This is a genomic window from Micromonospora humidisoli (assembly GCF_016900955.1).
GTDB lineage: Bacteria > Actinomycetota > Actinomycetes > Mycobacteriales > Micromonosporaceae > Micromonospora > Micromonospora wenchangensis.
The window spans coordinates 391,324-410,368 of record NZ_JAFEUO010000001.1 but is presented as its reverse complement, the minus strand read 5'-3'; the positions used below and the strand labels follow the sequence as shown (position 1 = coordinate 410,368).

General features: G+C 73.3%; 17 protein-coding genes. 6 read left to right on the top strand and 11 right to left on the bottom strand.

Going from position 1 to position 19,045, the window contains the following annotated elements; all coding sequences use genetic code 11:
• Positions 1-9 precede the first annotated feature (9 nt).
• Together hutI and hutH are read left to right on the top strand one after the other, a co-directional pair.
• On the top strand, positions 10-1,200 hold the full coding sequence (hutI, locus tag JQN84_RS01790) for an imidazolonepropionase (protein WP_204956649.1): 1,191 nt from the start codon (positions 10-12) through the stop codon (positions 1,198-1,200).
• Complete coding sequence (gene hutH / locus JQN84_RS01785; protein ID WP_204956648.1) at positions 1,188-2,726, top strand: histidine ammonia-lyase; 1,539 nt, start codon at positions 1,188-1,190, stop codon at positions 2,724-2,726. The genes hutI and hutH overlap by 13 nt, the downstream gene beginning before the upstream one ends.
• A 62-nt stretch (positions 2,727-2,788) precedes the next feature.
• On the opposite strand, the gene rdgB is transcribed toward hutH, so the two are convergent.
• The 9 genes from rdgB to JQN84_RS01740 form a co-directional block, all read right to left on the bottom strand.
• Positions 2,789-3,403 (bottom strand): RdgB/HAM1 family non-canonical purine NTP pyrophosphatase, encoded by a 615-nt coding sequence (gene rdgB / locus JQN84_RS01780; RefSeq protein ID WP_088641776.1) that lies wholly within the window; start codon positions 3,401-3,403, stop codon positions 2,789-2,791.
• Positions 3,400-4,128: a ribonuclease PH gene (gene rph, locus JQN84_RS01775; protein WP_204956647.1), complete on the bottom strand. Its 729-nt coding sequence runs from the start codon at positions 4,126-4,128 to the stop codon at positions 3,400-3,402. The genes rdgB and rph overlap by 4 nt, the downstream gene beginning before the upstream one ends.
• Positions 4,129-4,182: 54 nt before the next feature.
• Complete coding sequence (locus JQN84_RS01770; protein WP_204956646.1) at positions 4,183-4,929, bottom strand: MBL fold metallo-hydrolase; 747 nt, start codon at positions 4,927-4,929, stop codon at positions 4,183-4,185.
• 192 nt (positions 4,930-5,121) lie between these two features.
• Positions 5,122-6,087 (bottom strand): PLP-dependent cysteine synthase family protein, encoded by a 966-nt coding sequence (locus JQN84_RS01765; protein ID WP_204956645.1) that lies wholly within the window; start codon positions 6,085-6,087, stop codon positions 5,122-5,124.
• A gap of 11 nt (positions 6,088-6,098) precedes the next feature.
• Complete coding sequence (locus JQN84_RS01760; RefSeq protein WP_204956644.1) at positions 6,099-6,464, bottom strand: MoaD/ThiS family protein; 366 nt, start codon at positions 6,462-6,464, stop codon at positions 6,099-6,101.
• A 62-nt stretch (positions 6,465-6,526) separates the two neighbouring features.
• Entirely contained in the window at positions 6,527-7,015 is a 489-nt protein-coding gene (locus tag JQN84_RS01755) for a M67 family metallopeptidase (RefSeq protein WP_204927214.1), read from the bottom strand.
• 55 nt (positions 7,016-7,070) lie between these two features.
• Entirely contained in the window at positions 7,071-7,565 is a 495-nt protein-coding gene (locus tag JQN84_RS01750) for a DUF2017 domain-containing protein (protein WP_204927332.1), read from the bottom strand.
• 118 nt (positions 7,566-7,683) lie between these two features.
• A complete protein-coding gene (gene clpS / locus JQN84_RS01745; RefSeq protein WP_088641781.1) occupies positions 7,684-7,974 on the bottom strand; it encodes an ATP-dependent Clp protease adapter ClpS in 291 nt (96 codons plus the stop codon).
• A 130-nt stretch (positions 7,975-8,104) separates the two neighbouring features.
• Positions 8,105-9,670 carry a hypothetical protein gene (locus JQN84_RS01740; protein WP_204956643.1) on the bottom strand — a complete coding sequence of 522 codons (1,566 nt, stop codon included), beginning with the start codon at positions 9,668-9,670 and terminating at the stop codon, positions 8,105-8,107.
• A 197-nt stretch (positions 9,671-9,867) separates the two neighbouring features.
• Between JQN84_RS01740 and JQN84_RS01735 the strand changes: the two genes are divergently transcribed.
• The 4 genes from JQN84_RS01735 (at position 9,868) to JQN84_RS01720 (ending at position 15,790) form a co-directional block, all read left to right on the top strand.
• Complete coding sequence (locus JQN84_RS01735) at positions 9,868-12,546, top strand: LuxR C-terminal-related transcriptional regulator (protein ID WP_204956642.1); 2,679 nt, start codon at positions 9,868-9,870, stop codon at positions 12,544-12,546.
• A 16-nt stretch (positions 12,547-12,562) separates the two neighbouring features.
• Positions 12,563-13,849, top strand: coding sequence for a nicotinate phosphoribosyltransferase (locus JQN84_RS01730; RefSeq protein WP_204956641.1), 1,287 nt, complete (start codon positions 12,563-12,565; stop codon positions 13,847-13,849).
• A gap of 68 nt (positions 13,850-13,917) precedes the next feature.
• On the top strand, positions 13,918-14,499 hold the full coding sequence (locus JQN84_RS01725) for an isochorismatase family protein (protein WP_204956640.1): 582 nt from the start codon (positions 13,918-13,920) through the stop codon (positions 14,497-14,499).
• 64 nt (positions 14,500-14,563) lie between these two features.
• Positions 14,564-15,790: an MFS transporter gene (locus tag JQN84_RS01720; protein WP_204956639.1), complete on the top strand. Its 1,227-nt coding sequence runs from the start codon at positions 14,564-14,566 to the stop codon at positions 15,788-15,790.
• A 198-nt stretch (positions 15,791-15,988) separates the two neighbouring features.
• Here JQN84_RS01720 and ctaD read toward each other — a convergent pair whose 3' ends face one another.
• Positions 15,989-17,746 (bottom strand): aa3-type cytochrome oxidase subunit I, encoded by a 1,758-nt coding sequence (gene ctaD, locus JQN84_RS01715; RefSeq protein WP_204956638.1) that lies wholly within the window; start codon positions 17,744-17,746, stop codon positions 15,989-15,991.
• A 137-nt stretch (positions 17,747-17,883) separates the two neighbouring features.
• Positions 17,884-18,990 (bottom strand): FAD-dependent monooxygenase, encoded by a 1,107-nt coding sequence (locus tag JQN84_RS01710; protein ID WP_204956637.1) that lies wholly within the window; start codon positions 18,988-18,990, stop codon positions 17,884-17,886.
• Between the last annotated feature and the right edge of the window lie 55 nt (positions 18,991-19,045).

Here is a 19,045-nt window from a genome sequence, read left to right as displayed (position 1 = left end):
AGGTGTGTGGTGAGCAGTCTGCTGGTCGACGACATCGGCGAGCTGGTCACCAACGTGCCGACCCCCGGCGGCGGCCCGTTGGGCCTGCGGCGCGACGTGGCCCTGCTGGTGGAGGCGGGTCGGGTCGTCTGGATCGGGCCGGCGCGCTACGCCCCGGCCGCCGACCGGCGGATCGACGCCGGGGGCGGTGCGGTGCTGCCCGGGTTCGTGGACAGCCACGCCCACCTGGTGTTCGCCGGGGACCGGGCGGCCGAGTTCGCGGCCCGGATGGCCGGTGAGCCGTACACCGGGGGCGGCATCCGGACCACTGTCGGCGCGACCCGCGCGGCCTCCGACGACGACCTGCGGGACACCGTACGCCGGCTGCGCGACGAGGCGATGCGGCAGGGCACCACCACCATGGAGATCAAGAGCGGGTACGGCCTGACCGTCGCCGACGAGGCCCGCTCGCTGCGGATCGCCGCCGAGGTGACCGCCGAGACCACCTTCCTCGGCGCGCACGTCGTCCCCGCCGAGTACGCGGGCCGCCCCGACGACTACGTGGGGCTGGTCTGCGGGCCGATGCTCACCGCCGCCACGCCGTACGCCCGCTGGGTGGACGTGTTCTGCGAGCGGGGCGCGTTCGACGCCGACCACGCGCGGGCCATCCTCACCGTCGGGCAGGCCGCCGGGCTGGGGTTGCGGTTGCACGCCAACCAGCTCGGCCCGGGGCCGGGGGTGCGGCTCGGGGTCGAGTTGGGCGCGGCCAGCGTCGACCACTGCACCCACCTGTCCGACGCCGACGTCGACGCGCTGGCCGGTTCGGCCGGCGCCGACGAGCCCACCGTGGCGACCCTGCTGCCGGGGGCGGAGTTCTCCACCCGGTCGCCGTACCCGGACGCCCGGCGGCTGCTCGACGCGGGGGTGACCGTGGCGTTGGCCACGGACTGCAACCCCGGGTCGTCGTACACCTCGTCGATGCCGTTCTGCGTCGCGTTGGCCGTCCGCGAGATGCGGATGACCCCGGCGGAGGCGGTGTGGGCCGCGACGGCGGGCGGCGCGCGGGCGTTGCGCCGCACCGACGTCGGGGTGCTGCGCCCCGGGGCGCGGGCCGACCTGATGATCCTCGACGCCCCGTCCCACCTGCACCTGGCCTACCGGCCCGGTGTTCCCCTGATCCGCCAGGTTCTGCACAACGGAGTGCCGCAATGTCGACTGTGACCGTCCAGCCCACCGGGATCACCCCCGCCGACGTGCTCGCCGTGGCACGGGGTGACGCCCGGGTCGTCCTCGCCCCGGCCGCCGTCGACGCGATGGCCGCCAGCCGACACATCGTGGACGGCATCGAGGCCGCCGGCCGCCCGGTGTACGGCGTCTCCACCGGATTCGGGGCGTTGGCGAACACGTTCGTCACCCCGCAGCGCCGGGCCGAGTTGCAGCACGCGCTGATCCGCTCGCACGCCGCCGGGATCGGCGCGCCGATGCCCCGCGAGGTGGTCCGGGCGATGATGCTGCTGCGGGTCCGTTCGCTGGCGTTGGGCCGCTCCGGGGTCCGGCCGCTGGTCGCGCAGGCGCTGGTCGACCTGCTCAACGCCGACGTCACCCCGTGGGTGCCGGAGCACGGGTCGCTCGGCGCGTCAGGTGACCTGGCCCCGCTGGCGCACTGCGCGCTGGCGCTGCTCGGCGAGGGATGGGTGCTCGGCCCGGGCGGCGAGCGGGTCGACGCCGCCGACGCGCTGCGCGATGCGGGGCTGACCCCTGTAGCGTTGGCCGCCAAGGAGGGACTGGCGCTCATCAACGGCACCGACGGCATGCTCGGCATGCTGCTGCTGGCCATCGCGGACGCCCGGCACCTGTTCGCCATGGCCGACGTGACCGCCGCGCTGGCCATCGAGGCGATGCTCGGTTCGGAACGGCCGTTCCTGCCCGAGCTGCACACGATCCGGCCGCACCCCGGGCAGGCCGCGTCGGCGGCGAACATCCACCGGTTGCTCCAGGACTCCCGGGTGATGGACTCGCACCGCGACGACCTGGCGCACGCCGTGCAGGACGCGTACTCGATGCGGTGCGCCCCGCAGGTGGCCGGCGCGGCCCGCGACACCCTCGACTTCGTCGCGACGGTGGCCGACCGGGAGCTGGTCTCGGTGGTGGACAACCCGGTGGTGCTGCCGGACGGCCGGGTCGAGTCGACAGGCAACTTCCACGGCGCCCCGCTCGGCTTCGCCGCCGACTACCTGGCCATCGCCGCCGCCGAGGTGGGGGCGATCGCCGAACGCCGGGTCGACCGGCTGCTCGACGTGACCCGCAACCGGGACCTGCCGGCGTTCCTGTCCCCCGACGCCGGGGTGAACTCCGGGCTGATGATCGCCCAGTACACGGCCGCCGGGATCGTCGCGGAGAACCGCCGGCTGGCCGCGCCCGCCTCGGTCGACTCGCTGCCCACCAGCGGCATGCAGGAGGACCACGTCTCGATGGGCTGGGCGGGGGCCAAGAAGCTGCGTACCGTGCTGGACAACCTCACCAGCCTGCTCGCCGTCGAGCTGCTGGCGGCCGTCCGGGGACTCCAGCTGCGCGCGCCGCTGACGCCGTCACCGGCCGGGCGCGCCGCGCTGGACGCGCTCGGCCCGGCGGCCGGAGCGCCCGGGCCGGACGTCTTCCTCGCCCCGGTGCTGGAGTCGGCCCGGTCGGTGCTCGCCGGCCCGGACCTGCGGGCGGCCATCGAACGCGCGGTCGGCCCGCTGCGCTGACCGTCCGCCGTCCACACCGGACGTCGCCGCCCGTACCCGGCGGGTACGGGCGGCCGGGCCGGTCAGGTGGCGGGAAGCACCTTGGCGGCGAGCTTCGCCAACTCGCGCAACGCCTTGCCCCGGTGGCTGATCGCGTCCTTCTCCTGCGGGGTCAGCTCCGCGTTGGTCCGCTCCTGGCCGTCGCCCACGAAAATCGGGTCGTACCCGAAGCCGCCCTCGCCGCGCGGGGCGCGCAGCAGCCGGCCGGGCTGGCGGCCGTCGACCAGGTGCTCCTTGCCGCCGGGCAGCACCAGCGCCACGGTGCAGACGAACGACGCCCCCCGGTGCTCGTCGGGCAGGTCGGCGATCTGGTCCAGCACCAGCTGGAGGTTGGCCCGGTCGTCGCCGTGCCGGCCGGCCCACCGGGCGCTGAACACCCCGGGCATGCCGTTGAGCGCGTCGACCGCGATGCCCGAGTCGTCGGCGATGGTGGGCAGGCCGGTGCGCCGGCAGCCCTCCCGGGCTTTGATCAGGGCGTTCTCGCCGAAGGTGAGGCCGGTCTCGGGCAGCTCCGGGTACTCCTCGACGTCGTCGAGGCCGAGCAGGGCGATCCGGTGCGCGCCGAGCGCGCCGTCCAGGATGCGCTGCAACTCCACCAGCTTCTTACGGTTGCGGGTGGCGAGCAGGACCTTGTTCATGATGCGAGAGCCTTCCGCTGCGCCTCGGCCAGTTCCAGACAACCCAACGACGCGACGTCCAACAACGCATCGAGCTGCGCCCGGGAGAAGACACCGTCCTCGCCCGTACCCTGCACCTCGACGAAATCGCCGTCGCCGGTGCAGACGACGTTCATGTCCACCTCGGCGGCGACGTCCTCGACGTAGCAGAGGTCGAGCAGGGGTTCCCCGGCGACGATCCCGACGCTGACCGCGGCCACCGACCGGTGCATCACCTTCTCCGGCCTGCCGGCCAACGACTTGCGGCCGGCCAGCCAGCTCACCGCGTCGTAAAGGGCGACGTACGCGCCGGTGATCGAGGCGGTCCGGGTGCCGCCGTCGGCCTGGAGCACGTCACAGTCGAGCACGATCGAGTTCTCGCCGAGCGCCTTGAGGTCGACGCAGGCGCGCAGGCTGCGGCCGATCAGCCGGGAGATCTCGTGGGTCCGCCCACCGATCTTGCCGCGGACGCTCTCCCGGTCGGAGCGGGTGTTGGTGGCCCGGGGCAGCATCGCGTACTCGGCGGTCACCCAACCGAGCCCGGAGCCCTTGCGCCAGCGGGGCACGCCCTCGGTGACGCTGGCGGTGCAGAGCACCCGGGTGCCGCCGAACTCGACGAGCACCGAGCCCTCCGGGTGGGTGCTCCAGCCCCGGGTCAACGTCACAGGTCGGAGTTGGTCGGGCCGCCGCCCGTCAGGTCGCGCCATCCCTGCACCCTATGCGGTCACATGATCGGCGCTTGCCCGGGTGCCCGGGTGCGCTCAGATGTCGTAGCTGGCGCCGGCCCGCACCACTTCCAGCGGCCCGGTGAACGACCCGGCTGCCGAGGCGACGGTGTGCGACTCGCTGCCCCAGGCCGCCACCAGGTGGGTCAACAGCAGCCGGCCCACTCCCGCCTTGGTGGCCGTCTCGCCCGCCTCCCGGCCGGTCAGGTGCAGATCCGGCGGGTTGTCCACCCCGTCGAGGTAGCTGGCCTCGCAGAGGAAGACGTCGGCGTCCTGGGCGAGCCGCAGCAGGGCGTCACAGGGTGCGGTGTCCGAGGAGTAGCAGAGCACCCGGCCCTCGTGCTCCAGCCGCACCCCGTACGTCTCGATCGGATGGTTGACCCGGTCGACGGTGACGGTGAACGGGCCGATCGGGAAGGTGCCCGGCTGGAGGCCGTAGAACTGGTAGACGTCCTCCACGTTGCTGTCGTCCTGGCCGTAGGCGGTGGCGAGCCGGTCCGGGGCGCCCGACGGGGCGTAGACCGGCAGCGGCGGGTAGGGCCCGTCGGGGGCGTACCGCCTGACCACCACGTACGAGGCGGCGTCGAGGATGTGGTCGCAGTGCAGGTGGGTGAGGAGGATGGCGTCCGGGGCGTGCAGGCCGGCGTACCGCTGGAGGGTGGACAGTGAGCCCGGCCCGAAGTCGACGAGCAGCCGGAAACCCTGCGCCTCGATGAGGTAGGCGGAGCAGGGGGATTCGGGGCCGGGGAAGCTTCCCGCACAGCCCAGGACGGTCAGCCGCATCCGGTCGCCCCACAATTACGGTATGTAGTCGACACGCCGGAGTCAGCACCGATTATGATCTCTACCGACGCGTACGCCACGGTGCGCAGCCTACGCGCAGCGACGGCAGGGCAAGAATCATCTTCTGGAAGTTGTCATCAACGTGACACCCGGAGGGCCGACCGACGCCTCCGCCGACCGGCCCCACACGGGTCATGCCCAGAGCTGCCCCTCCAGGGCGTTCTCGGCGTCGGCGAGGGTGCCGCCGTACGCCCCGGTGGAGAGGTACTTCCAGCCACCGTCACAGACCACGAAGGCGACGTCGGCCCGTCGGCCGTCCCGCACCGCCTCGTGCGCCACCGACAGGGCGGCGTGCAGGATCGCCCCGGTGGAGAACCCGGCGAAGATCCCCTCCACCTCCACCAACTGCCGGGTACGCAGCACCGCGTCCCGGGTGCCGACGGAGAAGCGCCGGGTGAGAACCGACGCGTCGTACAACTCGGGGACGTAACCCTCGTCGATGTTGCGCAGGCCGTAGACGAGTTCGCCGTAGCGCGGCTCGGCGGCCACCACCTGGATGCCCTCGACCTTCTCCCGCAGGAACCGCCCGGTGCCCATCAGGGTGCCGGTGGTGCCCAGGCCCGCCACGAAGTGCGTGATGGTGGGCAGGTCGTGCAGCAGTTCCGGGCCGGTGGTCTCGTAGTGGGCGCGGGCGTTGGCCTCGTTGCCGTACTGGTAGAGCATCACCCAGTCCGGGTGGTCGAGCGCGATCTGCTTCGCCGTGGCGACCGCCTGGTTCGAGCCGCCCGCCGCCGGCGAGAAGATGATCTCGGCGCCGTACATCCGGAGCAGCTGGACCCGCTCGGTGGAGACGTTCTCCGGCATCACACAGACCAGCCGGTAGCCGCGCAACTTGGCCACCATGGCCAGTGAGATACCGGTGTTGCCGCTGGTCGGCTCCAGGATGGTGTCGCCGGGGCGGAGCCGGCCGGCCTGCTCGGCCGCGCGGACCATGAACAGGGCCGCGCGGTCCTTGATGCTGCCGGTCGGGTTCCGGTCCTCCAGCTTGGCCCACAGCCGCACCGGCGGCGCCCCGTCGGGCACCGTCGGCGAGAGCCGGGGCAACCCCACCAGGGGGGTGCCGCCGCAGGCGTCGAGCAGGCTGTCGTACCGCGCCATGACGCCCGCCCTCAGCGGGGGGCGACGGCCGCGCGCCGTGCCGCCACCGCCGCGGTGGCCGCACGGTGCTGGCTGATCGCCGCCGCGGCGGCGAAGCCGAACGCCCCACCGGCGACGGCCGGCAGGACGGTGACGCTGTCGCCGTCGTTGAGCTTGGCGTCCAGCGCGCCCAGGAAACGGACGTCCTCGTCGTTGACGTAGACGTTGACGAAGCGGTGCAGCGCCCCGGCGTCGGTGACCAGCCGGGCCTTCAGGCCGGCGTGCCGGGTGTCCAGGTCGGTGAGCAGGTCGCCCAGGGTGTCCCCGGTGCCCTCGACGACCTTCGCGCCGCCGGTGTAGCTGCGCAGGATGGTGGGGATGCGAACCTCGATGGCCATGACGTACTCCTTGGTCGGGTGTGCCTCGGTGCCGGACGGAACAGGGTGTGCGGAGCTGGGGGTCAGCTGCCGGAACACTCGTAGTCGACCGTCGCCGGGCTCTGCCCGAACATGTAGGACTGGACCGCGTGCGGGTCCACCCCGGCGTCCACGATCCGTACCGGCTCCTCGGTCACCACGCCGTCGACGATCCGGAAGGAGCGGATCTCCTCGGTGTCCGGTTCGCGGGTGGAGACCAGCAGATAGTGCGCGCCCGGCTCACCGGCGAAGGCGACGTCCGTGCGGGACGGGTACGCCTCGGTGGCGGTGTGCGAGTGGTAGATGACGACCGGTTCCTCGTCGCGGTCGTCCATCTCCCGCCACACCCGCAGGTGCTCCATCGAGTCGAACTCGTAGAAGGTCATCGAGCGGGCCGCGTTGTCCATCGGGATGTGCCGGGTCGGGGTGTCGCCGCCCACGGGTCCGGCGACCACCCCACACGCCTCGTCCGGGTGGTCCCGGCGCGCGTGGGCGACGATCGCGTCGACGATCGACCGGTCGATGCTCAGCACGTGGCCCAGCCTAGCGCCCACCCGCCGGGCCCGGCGAGGCGGTGACCGTCACAGTTCAGTCGATCATGGCGTTGAGCAGGGATTCCTGGAGATAACCCAGATAGGCGTAGACCGACAGTTGGAACACCCGTGACGAGGTGGGGTCGTCGGCGACCGCGTCGTCGAGCTCCTCGCCCAGGTCGGTGCCGTCCTTGATCTCCAGCCGGACGCCCATCGCCAGCCGGGCGTCGTTGAGCGCCCGCAGCCACGCCTCGGCCGCCTCGGCGTCCAGCCGCACCTCGCCACCGGCCGACTCGGGCAGCGCGGCCAGCACCGCGCCCGCCTGGTCGATCTTGGCGGTCTTCAGGTCACCCTCGGTGTACCGGCGGAACTCCGCCGTGCCGGCCGGATCGTCCGGATAGGCGTCGGGGAAGAGCCGCCCGACGACCGGGTCGGTGTGGTCGAAACCGTCGGTGAGCAGGCCGACCACCTCGGTTGCGACCTTGCGCAACACCCGGACCTCGTCGACGGCGAAGGTCGCCACGTAACAGCCGCCCTGGCGGCGGAACATGCTCACCGCGTCAACCCCCATCGCCACCGCCGGACCCGCGGACCCGGCTCACTCCGCACACTCATGACCACCCTGGCCCGCGACTGCGGGGCTCGCAAACCCGGCTCACTCCTCGCGCTCACGAACGGTCCACCGTCGCCCAGAGGCCGTAGGCGTGCAACTGCGACGCATCGTGCTCCATCCGCTCCCGGGCGCCGCTGGAGACCACCGCCCGACCCTTGTGGTGCACGTCCAGCATCAGCTTCTCGGCCTTTTCCCGGCTGTACCCGAACAACTTCTGGAAGACCCAGGTCACGTACGTCATGAGGTTGACCGGGTCGTCCCAGACGATCGTCACCCACTGCCGGTCCTCGACCGGCACCTCGTCGGTGTCCGGCGTCTCGACCGGGGCAACCTGTGGAGCGGCCATGTCCCCCATCGTGCCACCGGAAGCGGCGATCCGATGAACCGGAACGCCGGGGCGGCCCGGATCACCCTCCCGAGCTGCGGAAACCGGGCGGGGTGCCGACACGGCGGGGATACGCACCGGGACACCCGGCTCAGGCGAGCAGGATGCCGTGGTCGAGAGCGTCGGTCAGGACCGCGTCGAGCGCGAGCCGGAACGCCTCGAACCGCCGCGACACCTCGCGGGACAACTCCAGCTCGACCTCGCGCAGCGCCCGTTGCACCCAGGAGCGGGCGGCGTTCGGATCGTCGTTGCCGGGGCTGCGCCAGTGCTGCCAGCACCCGCCGGACAGGGCGACCCCGATCCGGGGCAGCACCTCGGTCCGGGGCGCCCCGGGATGACCGAGCAGGGCGTCCAGCGCGCCGGCCCCGGGCAGCACCGCCACCCCGGCGGTGCCGGTGACCAGGAGCACCCGGTCCAGTTCCTGACCGGACGGATGGTCGGCCAACCCCCACCGGACGGCCGCGCCGATGCGCTGGCGTACCCCCTCGGCGACCGGTCCGCCGAAGATCCGGGCGGTGGCGCCGTCGAGGATCTCCCGGACGACCCGGTCCTGCTGTTGGGTCGCGAGCAGGGAGAGCGCCTCCAGCTCCCGGTCGAGCAGTTGCGGCAGGCCCGCGCAGCCCACCCCGAAGACGATCTCCTGGACGGCCCGCAGGTGGATGTTGGCCAGTTCGAGCGCGAGCTGCTGACGGATGCCGCGGGCACGCAGCCGGCTCTGCCGCGCCAACCCGTCGGCCCAGTCGTCACCTGGTGGTTCGGGGGCCACCGGCACCCGCCCGTGCGCGCCGGGCGGCACGGGCGGCCGGGAGCTCGCCCGACGCAGTCCCTCGATGGCCGACCAGCCGACCAGCGCCCGGCGCAGGGCCGGATGCTCGGCCCGGTGCACCGGGTACCAGTCGGCCTCGGCCAGCTCCGGCACCGCCGACAGCAGCGTGGCCCGGTGGGCCGCGACGGTCACCGCCACCGGGTCGACCGGGCCGCCGGCCGGAGGCGCGTCGGGCGGCGACGCGAGCGCCACCCCGGTGTCGTCGGTCGCGGCCGGCTCCGTCGCCGCCCAGCCGCCCGCGCCGGGGGTCACCACGAAGAAGACCCGTACCCGACTCCGCGCCACCTCGGCGATCAGGTGCAGTTCGGCGGCGGTGAAGGTCTGGTCGGCGCCGATCACGAACAGCAGCGCGCCGGCCCGGACAACCGCGTCGAGCAGGATCCGGCCACCGGCGACGCCGAGGGTGTCGGTGTCCGGTGTGTCGAGTACCGCGAAGTGCCGCAGCAGCGGTTCCGGCAGGCTCAGCTCGACCCGGCGGGGCGCGCGGGCCAGCGCCGGGCCGGCGGCGGCCTGGTCGGCGCCGTAGGAGTGCGGCTGCCGGTAGCCGGGCACGTACGCCGCCCGGGTCGCCACCCGGGCGTGCCGGACCAGCAGGCAGCTGCCCGCCGGGGTGGCCAGCATTCCGGAGGGGACCCCGAGCAGCGCGGCGAGCACCTCGCGGCGGGCCGCCCCGGCCGGGCCGGCGGCCACCACGGCCAGCGGCTCGTCGGGGTCGACCTCGACGGCCCACGGGTGCGCCGGGAGCGGGCCGTGGGACGGCAGCCCCGCGGCGTCGGGATGGTCGGACGGGTCGTCGGTCATGTCGACCTCGGAGAGTGGACCGGGCTTCATTCGGCCTCCGCTCGACGCGGGCGTCTGGCTGCACCCGCGGTAGGACGTCCGATCGGTGACGATGGGCTGCGGGAAGGTTACGGGCCGCAGCCGGTTTCACCGGAACATCTCGGGTACTCAGCAGTAACTGCGACATTACTCAACTTCACAGCGTGATCGGGTGTCTCCGGACCGATTTACATCGATATGCTGCTCGGATGAGTCGGTGGAGTTTCGTCGGCCGAACGGATGAACTCAACCGTCTGTTGGCAGCGGTGCACGAGGGTCGGGGGCAGGGGCTCTTCTTCAGCGGCAGCGCCGGGGTCGGCAAGAGCCGGCTGCTCCGCGAGGCGGTGGCGGCACTGTCTCCCGAGCGGTACGCGCTGTCGTTCGTCGCGGCGAGCACGGCCACCACGGCACTGCCGTTCGGCGGGCTCGCCCCGGTGCTGCCGGCCGAGCAGCCACCCGGGCTCTCCCCCGCCGGGGTGCTGCGCTGGGGCGTCGACGTGCTCCAGGAGCAGGCGGCCGGGCGGCGCATCGTGCTCGCCATCGACGACGCCCACCTGCTCGACCCGCCCTCGGCGGCGCTGGTCCACCTGCTCGCCCGCGCCGAGAACACCACCGTGCTGGGCACCCTGCGCAGCGGCGAGCAGATCCCGCTGCCGATCCGGGCACTGTGGACCGACGACCTGGTCGGGCACGCCGAGCTGGCCCCGCTCGGCCCGGGTGAGATCACCGACCTGCTCGCCGCCCTGCTGGACGGGCCGGTCGACGCCGGCTCCGCCGAGCGGCTGTTCCGCCTCTCCGCCGGCAACCCGCTGCTGCTGCGGGAGCTGGTGCTGGCCGCCACCACCGGAGGCGAGCTGGTCCGCACCTACGGGGTCTGGCGGTGGACCGGCCGGCTGGAGCTGGCCCCCAGCCTCACCGACCTGATCGACACCCGGATCGGCCAGTTGGACCCCGTGGTCCGGGCGGTGGTGGAGCTGGTGGCCTTCGGTGAGCCGCTCGGCCTGCGCCTGCTCGACCGGGCCGCTGATCCGGCCGCCGTGGAGGTCGCCGAGGAACGCGGGCTGATCGCCGTCGTGCCCGACGACCGGCGGATGGACGTCCGGCTCGCCCACCCGCTGTACGGCGAGGTGATCCGCCGTCGCTGCCCGGTCAGCCGGACCCGCCGCCTGAAGGCCCAGCTCGCCGACGAGGTGGAGGCGGCCGGCGGCCGCCGCCGGGGCGATCTGCTCCGGGTAGCGGTGTGGCGGCTCGATTCCGGCAGCGTCCAGGACCCGGCCCTGCTGCTGCACGCCGCCGTCCAGGCGTTCACCAGGTACGACGTGCCGCTGGCCACCCGGCTGGCCCGGGCCGCGCTCGACGCCGACGGTGGCTACGACGCCGCCGAACTGCTCGCCACCATCCTGATGTTCGGCGACCGACCGGCCGAGGCGATCAGCGTGCTCGACGCGGTGGCCGACGACATCGCCTGCGAGGAGCGCCACAGCCGCTGGCTCACCGTGCGCGGGATGGTCAGCTACTGGGGGCTCAGCGAACGATCCACGGTGGACACCGTCGCGGCGGCCGGGCGGGCCCTGACCGACCCCGGACACCAGGCCCGGGTCCGCGCCTTCGAGGCGATCATGCGGCTGCACGGCCTGGAGGTCGACACCGCGCTGCGGCTTGGCCGGTCGGTGCTGGACCGGCCGGCCGCCAGCGTCGCCGCCCGGGAGCTGGCCCGGTGCACCATCGCCCACGCCGACGCGGTGCACGGCCGGTTCCGGGCCAGCGCCACGGCGATCGACCGGGTGCAGGCGGAGGCGGCGAACTGGCGGGCCGACATGCCGTACCTGCAACTGGCCATGGAACTGGCCCGGGGCACCCGGCTGGCGCTCTCCGGGGACCTCCCCGGGATCGACGCCATCGTGGCCGACGAGTTCGCCGACCAGGCCGACGCCGGGGACTTCCGGCTCGGCACCGGCTACCTGTCCATCCTCCAGGCGTACGCGGCGCGGCTGCGCGGTCGGGGCGACGACGCGCTCAAGGCCAGCCTCGGCGCGTGCGCGGTGCTCGCCACCAGCCGGGTCTTCGCCGGACTGGCGCACGCCGAACGGGCCCAGGCGGCGGTGTTGCGGGGCGACCCGGCGACCGCCGTGGAGGCGATGGCCGAGGCCGACCGGACCCAGGCCCCCGGCATGGCGGTGCTCCAGCCGTGGCTGGAACAGGCCCGGGCCGCCGTGCTGGCCGCCGGGGGTGACCAGGCCGGGGCGGCGCGGCACCTCGGTGTGCTGGTCGACCGGTTGCGCGCCGACGGGTTCGCCGGCCACGAGGTGCTGGTGCTGCACGACCTGGTCCGGCTCGGCCGGGCCACCGCCCCGGTGGGGCCGACCTGCACCGACGGCAGCCGACGTACGGTGGCGCAGCGGCTGACCGAACTCTCCGAGACCGTCGACGGGGCGCTGACCCCGCTGCTCGCCCGGCACGCGCGGGCCGCCGCCGCACGTGACGGGGAGGCCCTGCTGGAGGTGGCGGACAGCCTCGCGAAACTCGACCTGACGGTCTGGGCGGTCGACGCCACGGCGACGGCGCTGCACGGGTGGCGACGGGACCGCTCGACGTCGGCCGCCGCCGCGCACGAACGGCTCGCCGCCCTGCTCACCCGCTGCGACGAGATCCGCACCCCGGCGCTTGACGCGCTGCGGCCCACGCTCAGCGGCCGGGAACTGGAGGTCGCCCTGCTCGCCGCCGCCGGGGTCACCAGCCGGGCCATCGCGGGCCGGCTGTTCCTGTCGCCCCGGACGGTGGAGAACCATCTCCAGCGGGTCTACAGCAAGCTCGGCATCACCGGCCGGGCCGGGTTGGGGGCGGCGCTGCGGGCGATCCCGGGCCACGGCGACGGTCCGACCAGCTGAACTCTAGGCTGGGCTGGTGAGCCACCTACGCCCCGCGCTGCTGACCGACCACTACGAGCTGACCATGGTCAGTGCCGCCCTGCGCGACGGCACCGCCGACCGCCGGTGCACCTTCGAGGTGTTCAGCCGGCGACTGCCCGCCGGACGCCGGTACGGGGTGGTCGCGGGGACCGGCCGCCTGATCGACATGGTCAGGGAGTTCCGGTTCGCTCCGGAGGAGGTCGAGTTCCTGCTGCGTACCGGGGTGGTGGACGAGCCGGCCGCCAGGTGGCTGGCCGACTACCGGTTCACCGGCGACATCGACGGGTACGCCGAGGGTGAGCTGTTCTTCCCCGGCTCCCCGATCCTCACCATCTCCGGCGGCTTCGCCGAGTGCGTGGTGCTGGAGACGCTGGTGCTGTCGGTGCTCAACCACGACTGCGCGGTGGCCGCGGCAGCCGCCCGGATGGTCACCGCGGCCCGGGGCCGGGCCCTGATCGAGATGGGTTCCCGGCGGGCCCACGAGGAGGCGGCGGTGGCCGCCGCGCGGGCGGCGTACCTGGCCGGGTTCCGGTTCACCTCCAACCTGGCCGCCGGCCAGCGCTACGGCATCCCCACCGCCGGGACCGCCGCGCACGCGTTCACCCTGCTGCACGACGACGAGCGGACGGCGTTCGCCTCGCAGGTCGCCACGCTGGGTCGGGACACCACGCTGCTGGTTGACACGTACGACATCAGGCAGGGCATCCGCAACGCCATCGAGGTGGCCGGGCCGCAGCTGCGGGCGGTCCGGATCGACTCCGGGGACCTGGCGGTCATCGCCCACCAGTCCCGGGAACTGCTCGACTCGCTCGGCGCCACCGAGACGAAGATCATCGTTTCGGGGGATCTCGACGAGTACGCCATCGCCGCGCTCGCCGCCGAACCTGTCGACATGTACGGCGCGGGCACCGCCGTGGTCACCGGCTCCGGCGCGCCCACCGCCAGCCTCGTCTACAAGCTGGTCGAGGTGGACGGGCGGCCGGTGGTCAAGCGTTCCGAGAACAAGGCCACCATCGGGGGCCGGAAGGTCGCGGTACGCCGGCACAAGCCGACCGGCACCGCCACCGAGGAGGTCGTGGTCTCGCAGGGCGTACCGGACCGGCAGGCCAACGACCGGTTGCTCCAGCACTCGTACGTGGTCGACGGCGAACCGGTCGACCTGCCGGGCATCGAGCAGTCCCGCGAGCACCTGCGCCAGTGCCTGATCTCGATCCCGTGGGAGGGGTTGAAGCTCTCCGCCGGTGATCCGGCGATCCCGGTCACGGTCGTGCCGGCCGGTTGAGCCGCCGGGGCAGACTGGGTCGTGCCGCAGGTGGGGTCACCGGCGGTGAGCGGAGAGAAAGGGCACCGATGGCCAACGCGCTGATCATCGTGGACGTGCAGAACGACTTCTGTGAGGGCGGTTCCCTCGCCGTCGCCGGGGGCGCGGGTGTCGCCGCCGGCATCTCGGGTCTACTGGCCGGGGAGCCGCAGCGGTGGGACCACGTGGTCGCCACCAAGGACTACCACGTCGACCCGGGGGCGCACTTCGGCGATCCGCCGGACTACGTCGAGTCGTGGCCCCGGCACTGCGTGGTCGGCACCCCGGGCAGCGAGTTCCACCCCGACCTGGTGACCGACCGGGTCGAGGCGGTCTTCCACAAGGGTGAGCACGCCGCCGCGTACTCCGGGTTCGAGGGGCACGCCGACGACGGCGAGTGCCTGGTCGACTGGCTGCGCCGGCACGACGTGGACCGGGTCGACGTGGTCGGCATCGCCACCGACCACTGCGTCCGGGCCACCGCCCTGGACGCCGCCCGGGAGGGCTTCGCCACCACCGTGCTGCTCGACCTGACGGCGGCGGTCGCGCCGGCGACGCTGGACGTGGCGCTGCGGGCGATGGACGGGGCCGGGGTGACCCTGCGCGGGGAGCCGGTGATCAGCGCCGCATGAGCAGGTAATCGCTTGCCGATGTCGTACCCCCGGTCGAGGATGACCGCCGGAGGTACGGAGCATCATGACGTTGACGCCTTACCGGCAGGCCCTGGCCCAGCCCGGTCTGCGGGCCCTGCTGCTGGTGGCGGTGCTGGCCCGCATCCCGCTCACGGCGACGGGGGTGACGCTCACCTTCTACGTGGTGCTGGAGCTGGGCCGGGGTTACGGTGCCGCCGGCCTGGTCGGTGCCGCCTCGGTCGCCGGTGCGGCCATCGGCTCGCCCCTGCTCGGCCGGCTGGTCGACAGGCGTGGCCTGCGCCCGGTGGTCGCGGTGACCACCGTCGTCGAGGCGGCGTTCTGGGTGAGCGCCCCGACGCTGAGCCTGCCGCTGCTGCTGCCCGCCGCGTTCGTGGCCGGCCTGTTCGCGCTGCCGGTCTTCTCGGTGGTCAGGCAGTCGATCGCCGCGCTGGTGCCGGCGCAGCGCCGCCGTCCCGCGTACGCGCTGGACTCGATGTCGATGGAGCTGTCCTTCATGATCGGGCCGGCGCTGGCCGTGGCGCTGGCCACCGCCGTGTCGCCCCGGGTCACGCTCTGGGCGGTCGGCGCGGGCATCGTCGGCGCGGGCATCGCACTCTGGCTGCTCGACCCGCCGACGCGCGGCGCCGACGAACCGGTCGGCCCGCAGCCCCGGGTGCCCCGGCGGCAGTGGCTGACCAGCCGGCTGCTCGCGGTGTTCGCGGTGAGCGCCGCTGCGACCCTGGTGCTCGGCGGCACCGACGTGGCGGTGGTGGCGGTGCTGCGGGCCGGCGGTGAGGTCGGCTGGACCGGCGCGGTGCTCACCGCCTGGGCGATCGCCTCGCTGGTCGGCGGCTTCGCCTACGGAGCCGTCCGCCGCTCCTTCTCCCCGCTGGCGCTGGCCGCCCTGCTCAGCCTCTGCACCATCCCGGTCGGGTTGGGTGGCGGCCACTGGTGGCTGCTCTGTCTGACCCTGCTGCCGGCCGGCGCGCTCTGCGCCCCCACCATCGCCGCCACCGCCGACGCGGTCAGCCGGCTCGCCCCGGCCGGGGTACGCGGTGAGGCGATGGGCCTGCACGGCTCCGCCACCACCGTCGGTATCGCGCTCGGCGCGCCGCTGGCCGGCGCGGTGATCGACGCCTCGGCACCGCTCTGGGGTTTCGTGGTCACCGGGGCGGTGGGGCTGCTGGTGACCCTGGCGGTGCTACCCGTGGTGCTTTCCCGCCGCCGCCCACCCGCCGCCCCGGCATCCACCCTGTCCACGCCGGCACCAGAACCGGCACCGGCGGCCTGAGCCACCGCCCGCCGACCCGCCCGTAGCCGCGTCACGGCCGGCACCGCCCGGGTGGCAGGCGGCGCGCGGTGCTGGCGGCACCCGGCCGCCGTAGGTGCGCGGTGGCCGGTGGTGCGAGGTCCGCCGTCATCGCGAGTAACGGCGAAGGGCACCGCGCCCCGGTGGGGTGCGGTGCCCTTCGGCGGTTCGTGCCGAGCGTCAGCGCTGGTCGAGGTTCCCGGCGGTGTCCTCCTGGTAGCTGGCACCACCGTTGACCTCGCTGGTCAGTGGCTTGGCACCACCCTCCGGCGGGCCGGCGAGGCTCTGCCCGGCGGCCAGCTCGGGGAACTTCGCGTCGAACGCCGGGCGCTCGGAGCGGATCCGGGGCATCCGGTCGAAGTTACGCAGCGGCGGCGGGGAGCTGGTCGCCCATTCCAGCGAGTTGCCGTGGCCCCACGGGTCGTCCACCTCGACGACCGGCCCGGTCTTGTACGACTTCCAGCAGTTCCAGATGAACGGCAGGGTCGAGATACCGGTGATGAACGCGCCGATCGTGGAGATCATGTTGAGCGTGGTGAAGCCGTCGCTGGGCAGGTAGTCGGCGTACCGGCGGGGCATGCCCTCGGCACCGAGCCAGTGCTGCACCAGGAAGGTGGTGTGGAAGCCGATCATCGTGAGCCAGAAGTGAATCTTGCCCAGGCGCTCGTCGAGCATCCGGCCGAACATCTTCGGGAACCAGAAGTAGATGCCGCCGAAGACGGCGAACACGATGGTGCCGAAGAGCACGTAGTGGAAGTGCGCCACGACGAAGTAGTTGTCGTGCAGGTGGAAGTCGAGCGGCGGGCTGGCCAGCAGCACCCCGGTCAGACCACCGAAGAGGAAGGTCACCAGGAAGCCGATGGCGAACAGCATCGGCGTCTCGAAGGTGATCTGGCCCCGCCACATGGTGCCGATCCAGTTGAAGAACTTCATGCCGGTCGGCACGGCGATCAGGTAGCTGAGGAAGCTGAAGAACGGCAGCAGCACCTGGCCGGTGGCGAACATGTGGTGCGCCCAGACGCTCATCGACAGGGCGGCGATGGCGATGGTGGCGGCGACGAGACCCTTGTAGCCGAAGATCGGCTTGCGGGAGAAGACCGGGATGATCTCGGTGATGATGCCGAAGAACGGCAGCGCGATGATGTACACCTCGGGGTGGCCGAAGAACCAGAAGAGGTGCTGCCACAGCATCGGGCCGCCGGTGGCCGGGTCGTAGACGTGCGCGCCGAGCAGCCGGTCCGCGGCCAGCGCGAAGAGCGCGGCGGCCAGCAGCGGGAAGACCAGGATCGCCAGCAGGCTGGTGACCAGCATGTTCCACGTGAAGATCGGCATCCGGAACATGGTCATGCCGGGGGCGCGCAGGGTCAGGATCGTGGTGATCAGGTTGACCGCGCCGAGGATGGTGCCCAGACCCGAGATGGCCAGGCCGACCACCCACATGTTCGCGCCGACGCCTGGCGAGTGCTCGATGCTGCTCAGCGGGGTGTAGGCGGTCCAGCCGAAGTCGGCGGCGCCACCCGGGCTGAGGAAGCCGGCGGTCGCCATCGTGCCGCCGAACAGGTACAGCCAGTACGCGAAGGCGTTCAGCCGGGGGAACGAGACGTCGGGGGCACCGATCTGCAACGGCACGACGTAGTTGGCGAACGCGAACACGATCGGGGTCGCGAAGAACAGCAGCATGATCGTGCCGTGCATGGTGAACAGCTGGTTGTACTGCTCCGGCGACAGGAACTGCATGCCCGGCCGCGCCAGCTCGGCTCGCATGATCAGGGCCATCAGGCCACCGATCATGAAGAACACGAACGCGGTGACCATGTACATGATCCCGATCTGCTTCGCGTCCGTGGTGCGCAGCAGCCGCGCGATGGCCGACCCCTTGACCGGCTCTCGGACCGGCCATGGCCGGGTCACGACCGGCTTGGGTGCGACGGTGGTCACGAATGGCCTCCGGTTCTCGGTTGTCCCGCTCGGCACGCCTCGTCAACTGCGGGCCGTCATCCGAAAGGATGTTAGTCCCCGGCAGGTGGCAGCACCGCTCGGGGTGCTCTGGCACCATGTCCGGTCACCCGGCGCACCTACAGCGGGCCGACCAGGAGCCGGTAGTGCTCGCCGAAGATCCGCCCGCCCCGCCCGCGCAGCAACGGGTCGCGCAGCGCCGGCGGCACGTCCCGGGTGCGGTTGCGGTCGCGGGTCCGGTCCCGCACCCACCGGGTACGCGGACGACGGCGGCTCTCGTACGCGACCAGGGCCGCCTCGACGCTGCCGGCGGCACGCAGCGACTCGGCGAGGACCACGGCGTCCTCCAGCGCCATCGCGATCCCCTGGGACAGGGTGGGTGCGGTGGCGTGCGCGGCGTCGCCGACCAGCAGCACCCGGCCCCGGTGCCAGCGGCCCAGCTCGACCTCGTCGGTGAGCCCGACCTGCACGTCGCGCCAGGCGGCCAGCACCGCCGGGACCGGCCCGCCGTAGCCGCCGAAGAGTTCGTGCAGCCGGCCGACCGGGTCGGCCGGGGCGACGGTGCCGGCCTCGTCGGCGTAGCAGTAGAGCCGGCCGGCACCGAGCGGCACCACGAGGAAGCCGGCCCGCCGGCCGAGCAGCGCCGTCCAGTCGGCCACGTCGGGGCCGTCGCGCACCACGCCGCGGTAGACCACCTGCCCGGCGGGGCGGGGCGGCCCGCCGAGCGCGGCCAGGGAGCGGACCGCCGAGCGGGGGCCGTCGGCACCGATCACCAGGTCGTACTCGCCGCCGGTGCCGTCGGTGAAGGTGACCGCCACACCGGCGGGCAGCAGTTCCACGGTGCTCACCTCGGCCCCGTGCCGCACGGCACCCCCGGCACCGCTGAGCAGCACCTGGTAGAGGTCGCGGCGGGGCAGCGCCCGGCACTCCCCCACCTCGGCCCAGAGCGTGTCGAGGTCCACCTCGCAGAGCGGGTCGCCGGCGGCGTCGAGGAAGCGTTGCCGGTGGATCACCTGCCCGAGCGGGCGGACCGGGCCGTCGAGGTCGAGCCGGCGCAGCGCTCGGGCGGCGTTGCCGGGCAGGTAGAGGCCGGTGTCGGACAGTTCGTTCGGGGGGAGCTTCTCGGTGACGTCCGGCCGGAAGCCGGCCAACCGCAGGGCCCGCGCGACGGCCAGGCCGGCGATGCCCGCGCCGACGACGAGGATGCGCAGGGGGGAGCCACGCATGGTGGTGTACGCCTCCGGAGGGGATCGGTACGCGGTGAAGGCAAGACACTACTCC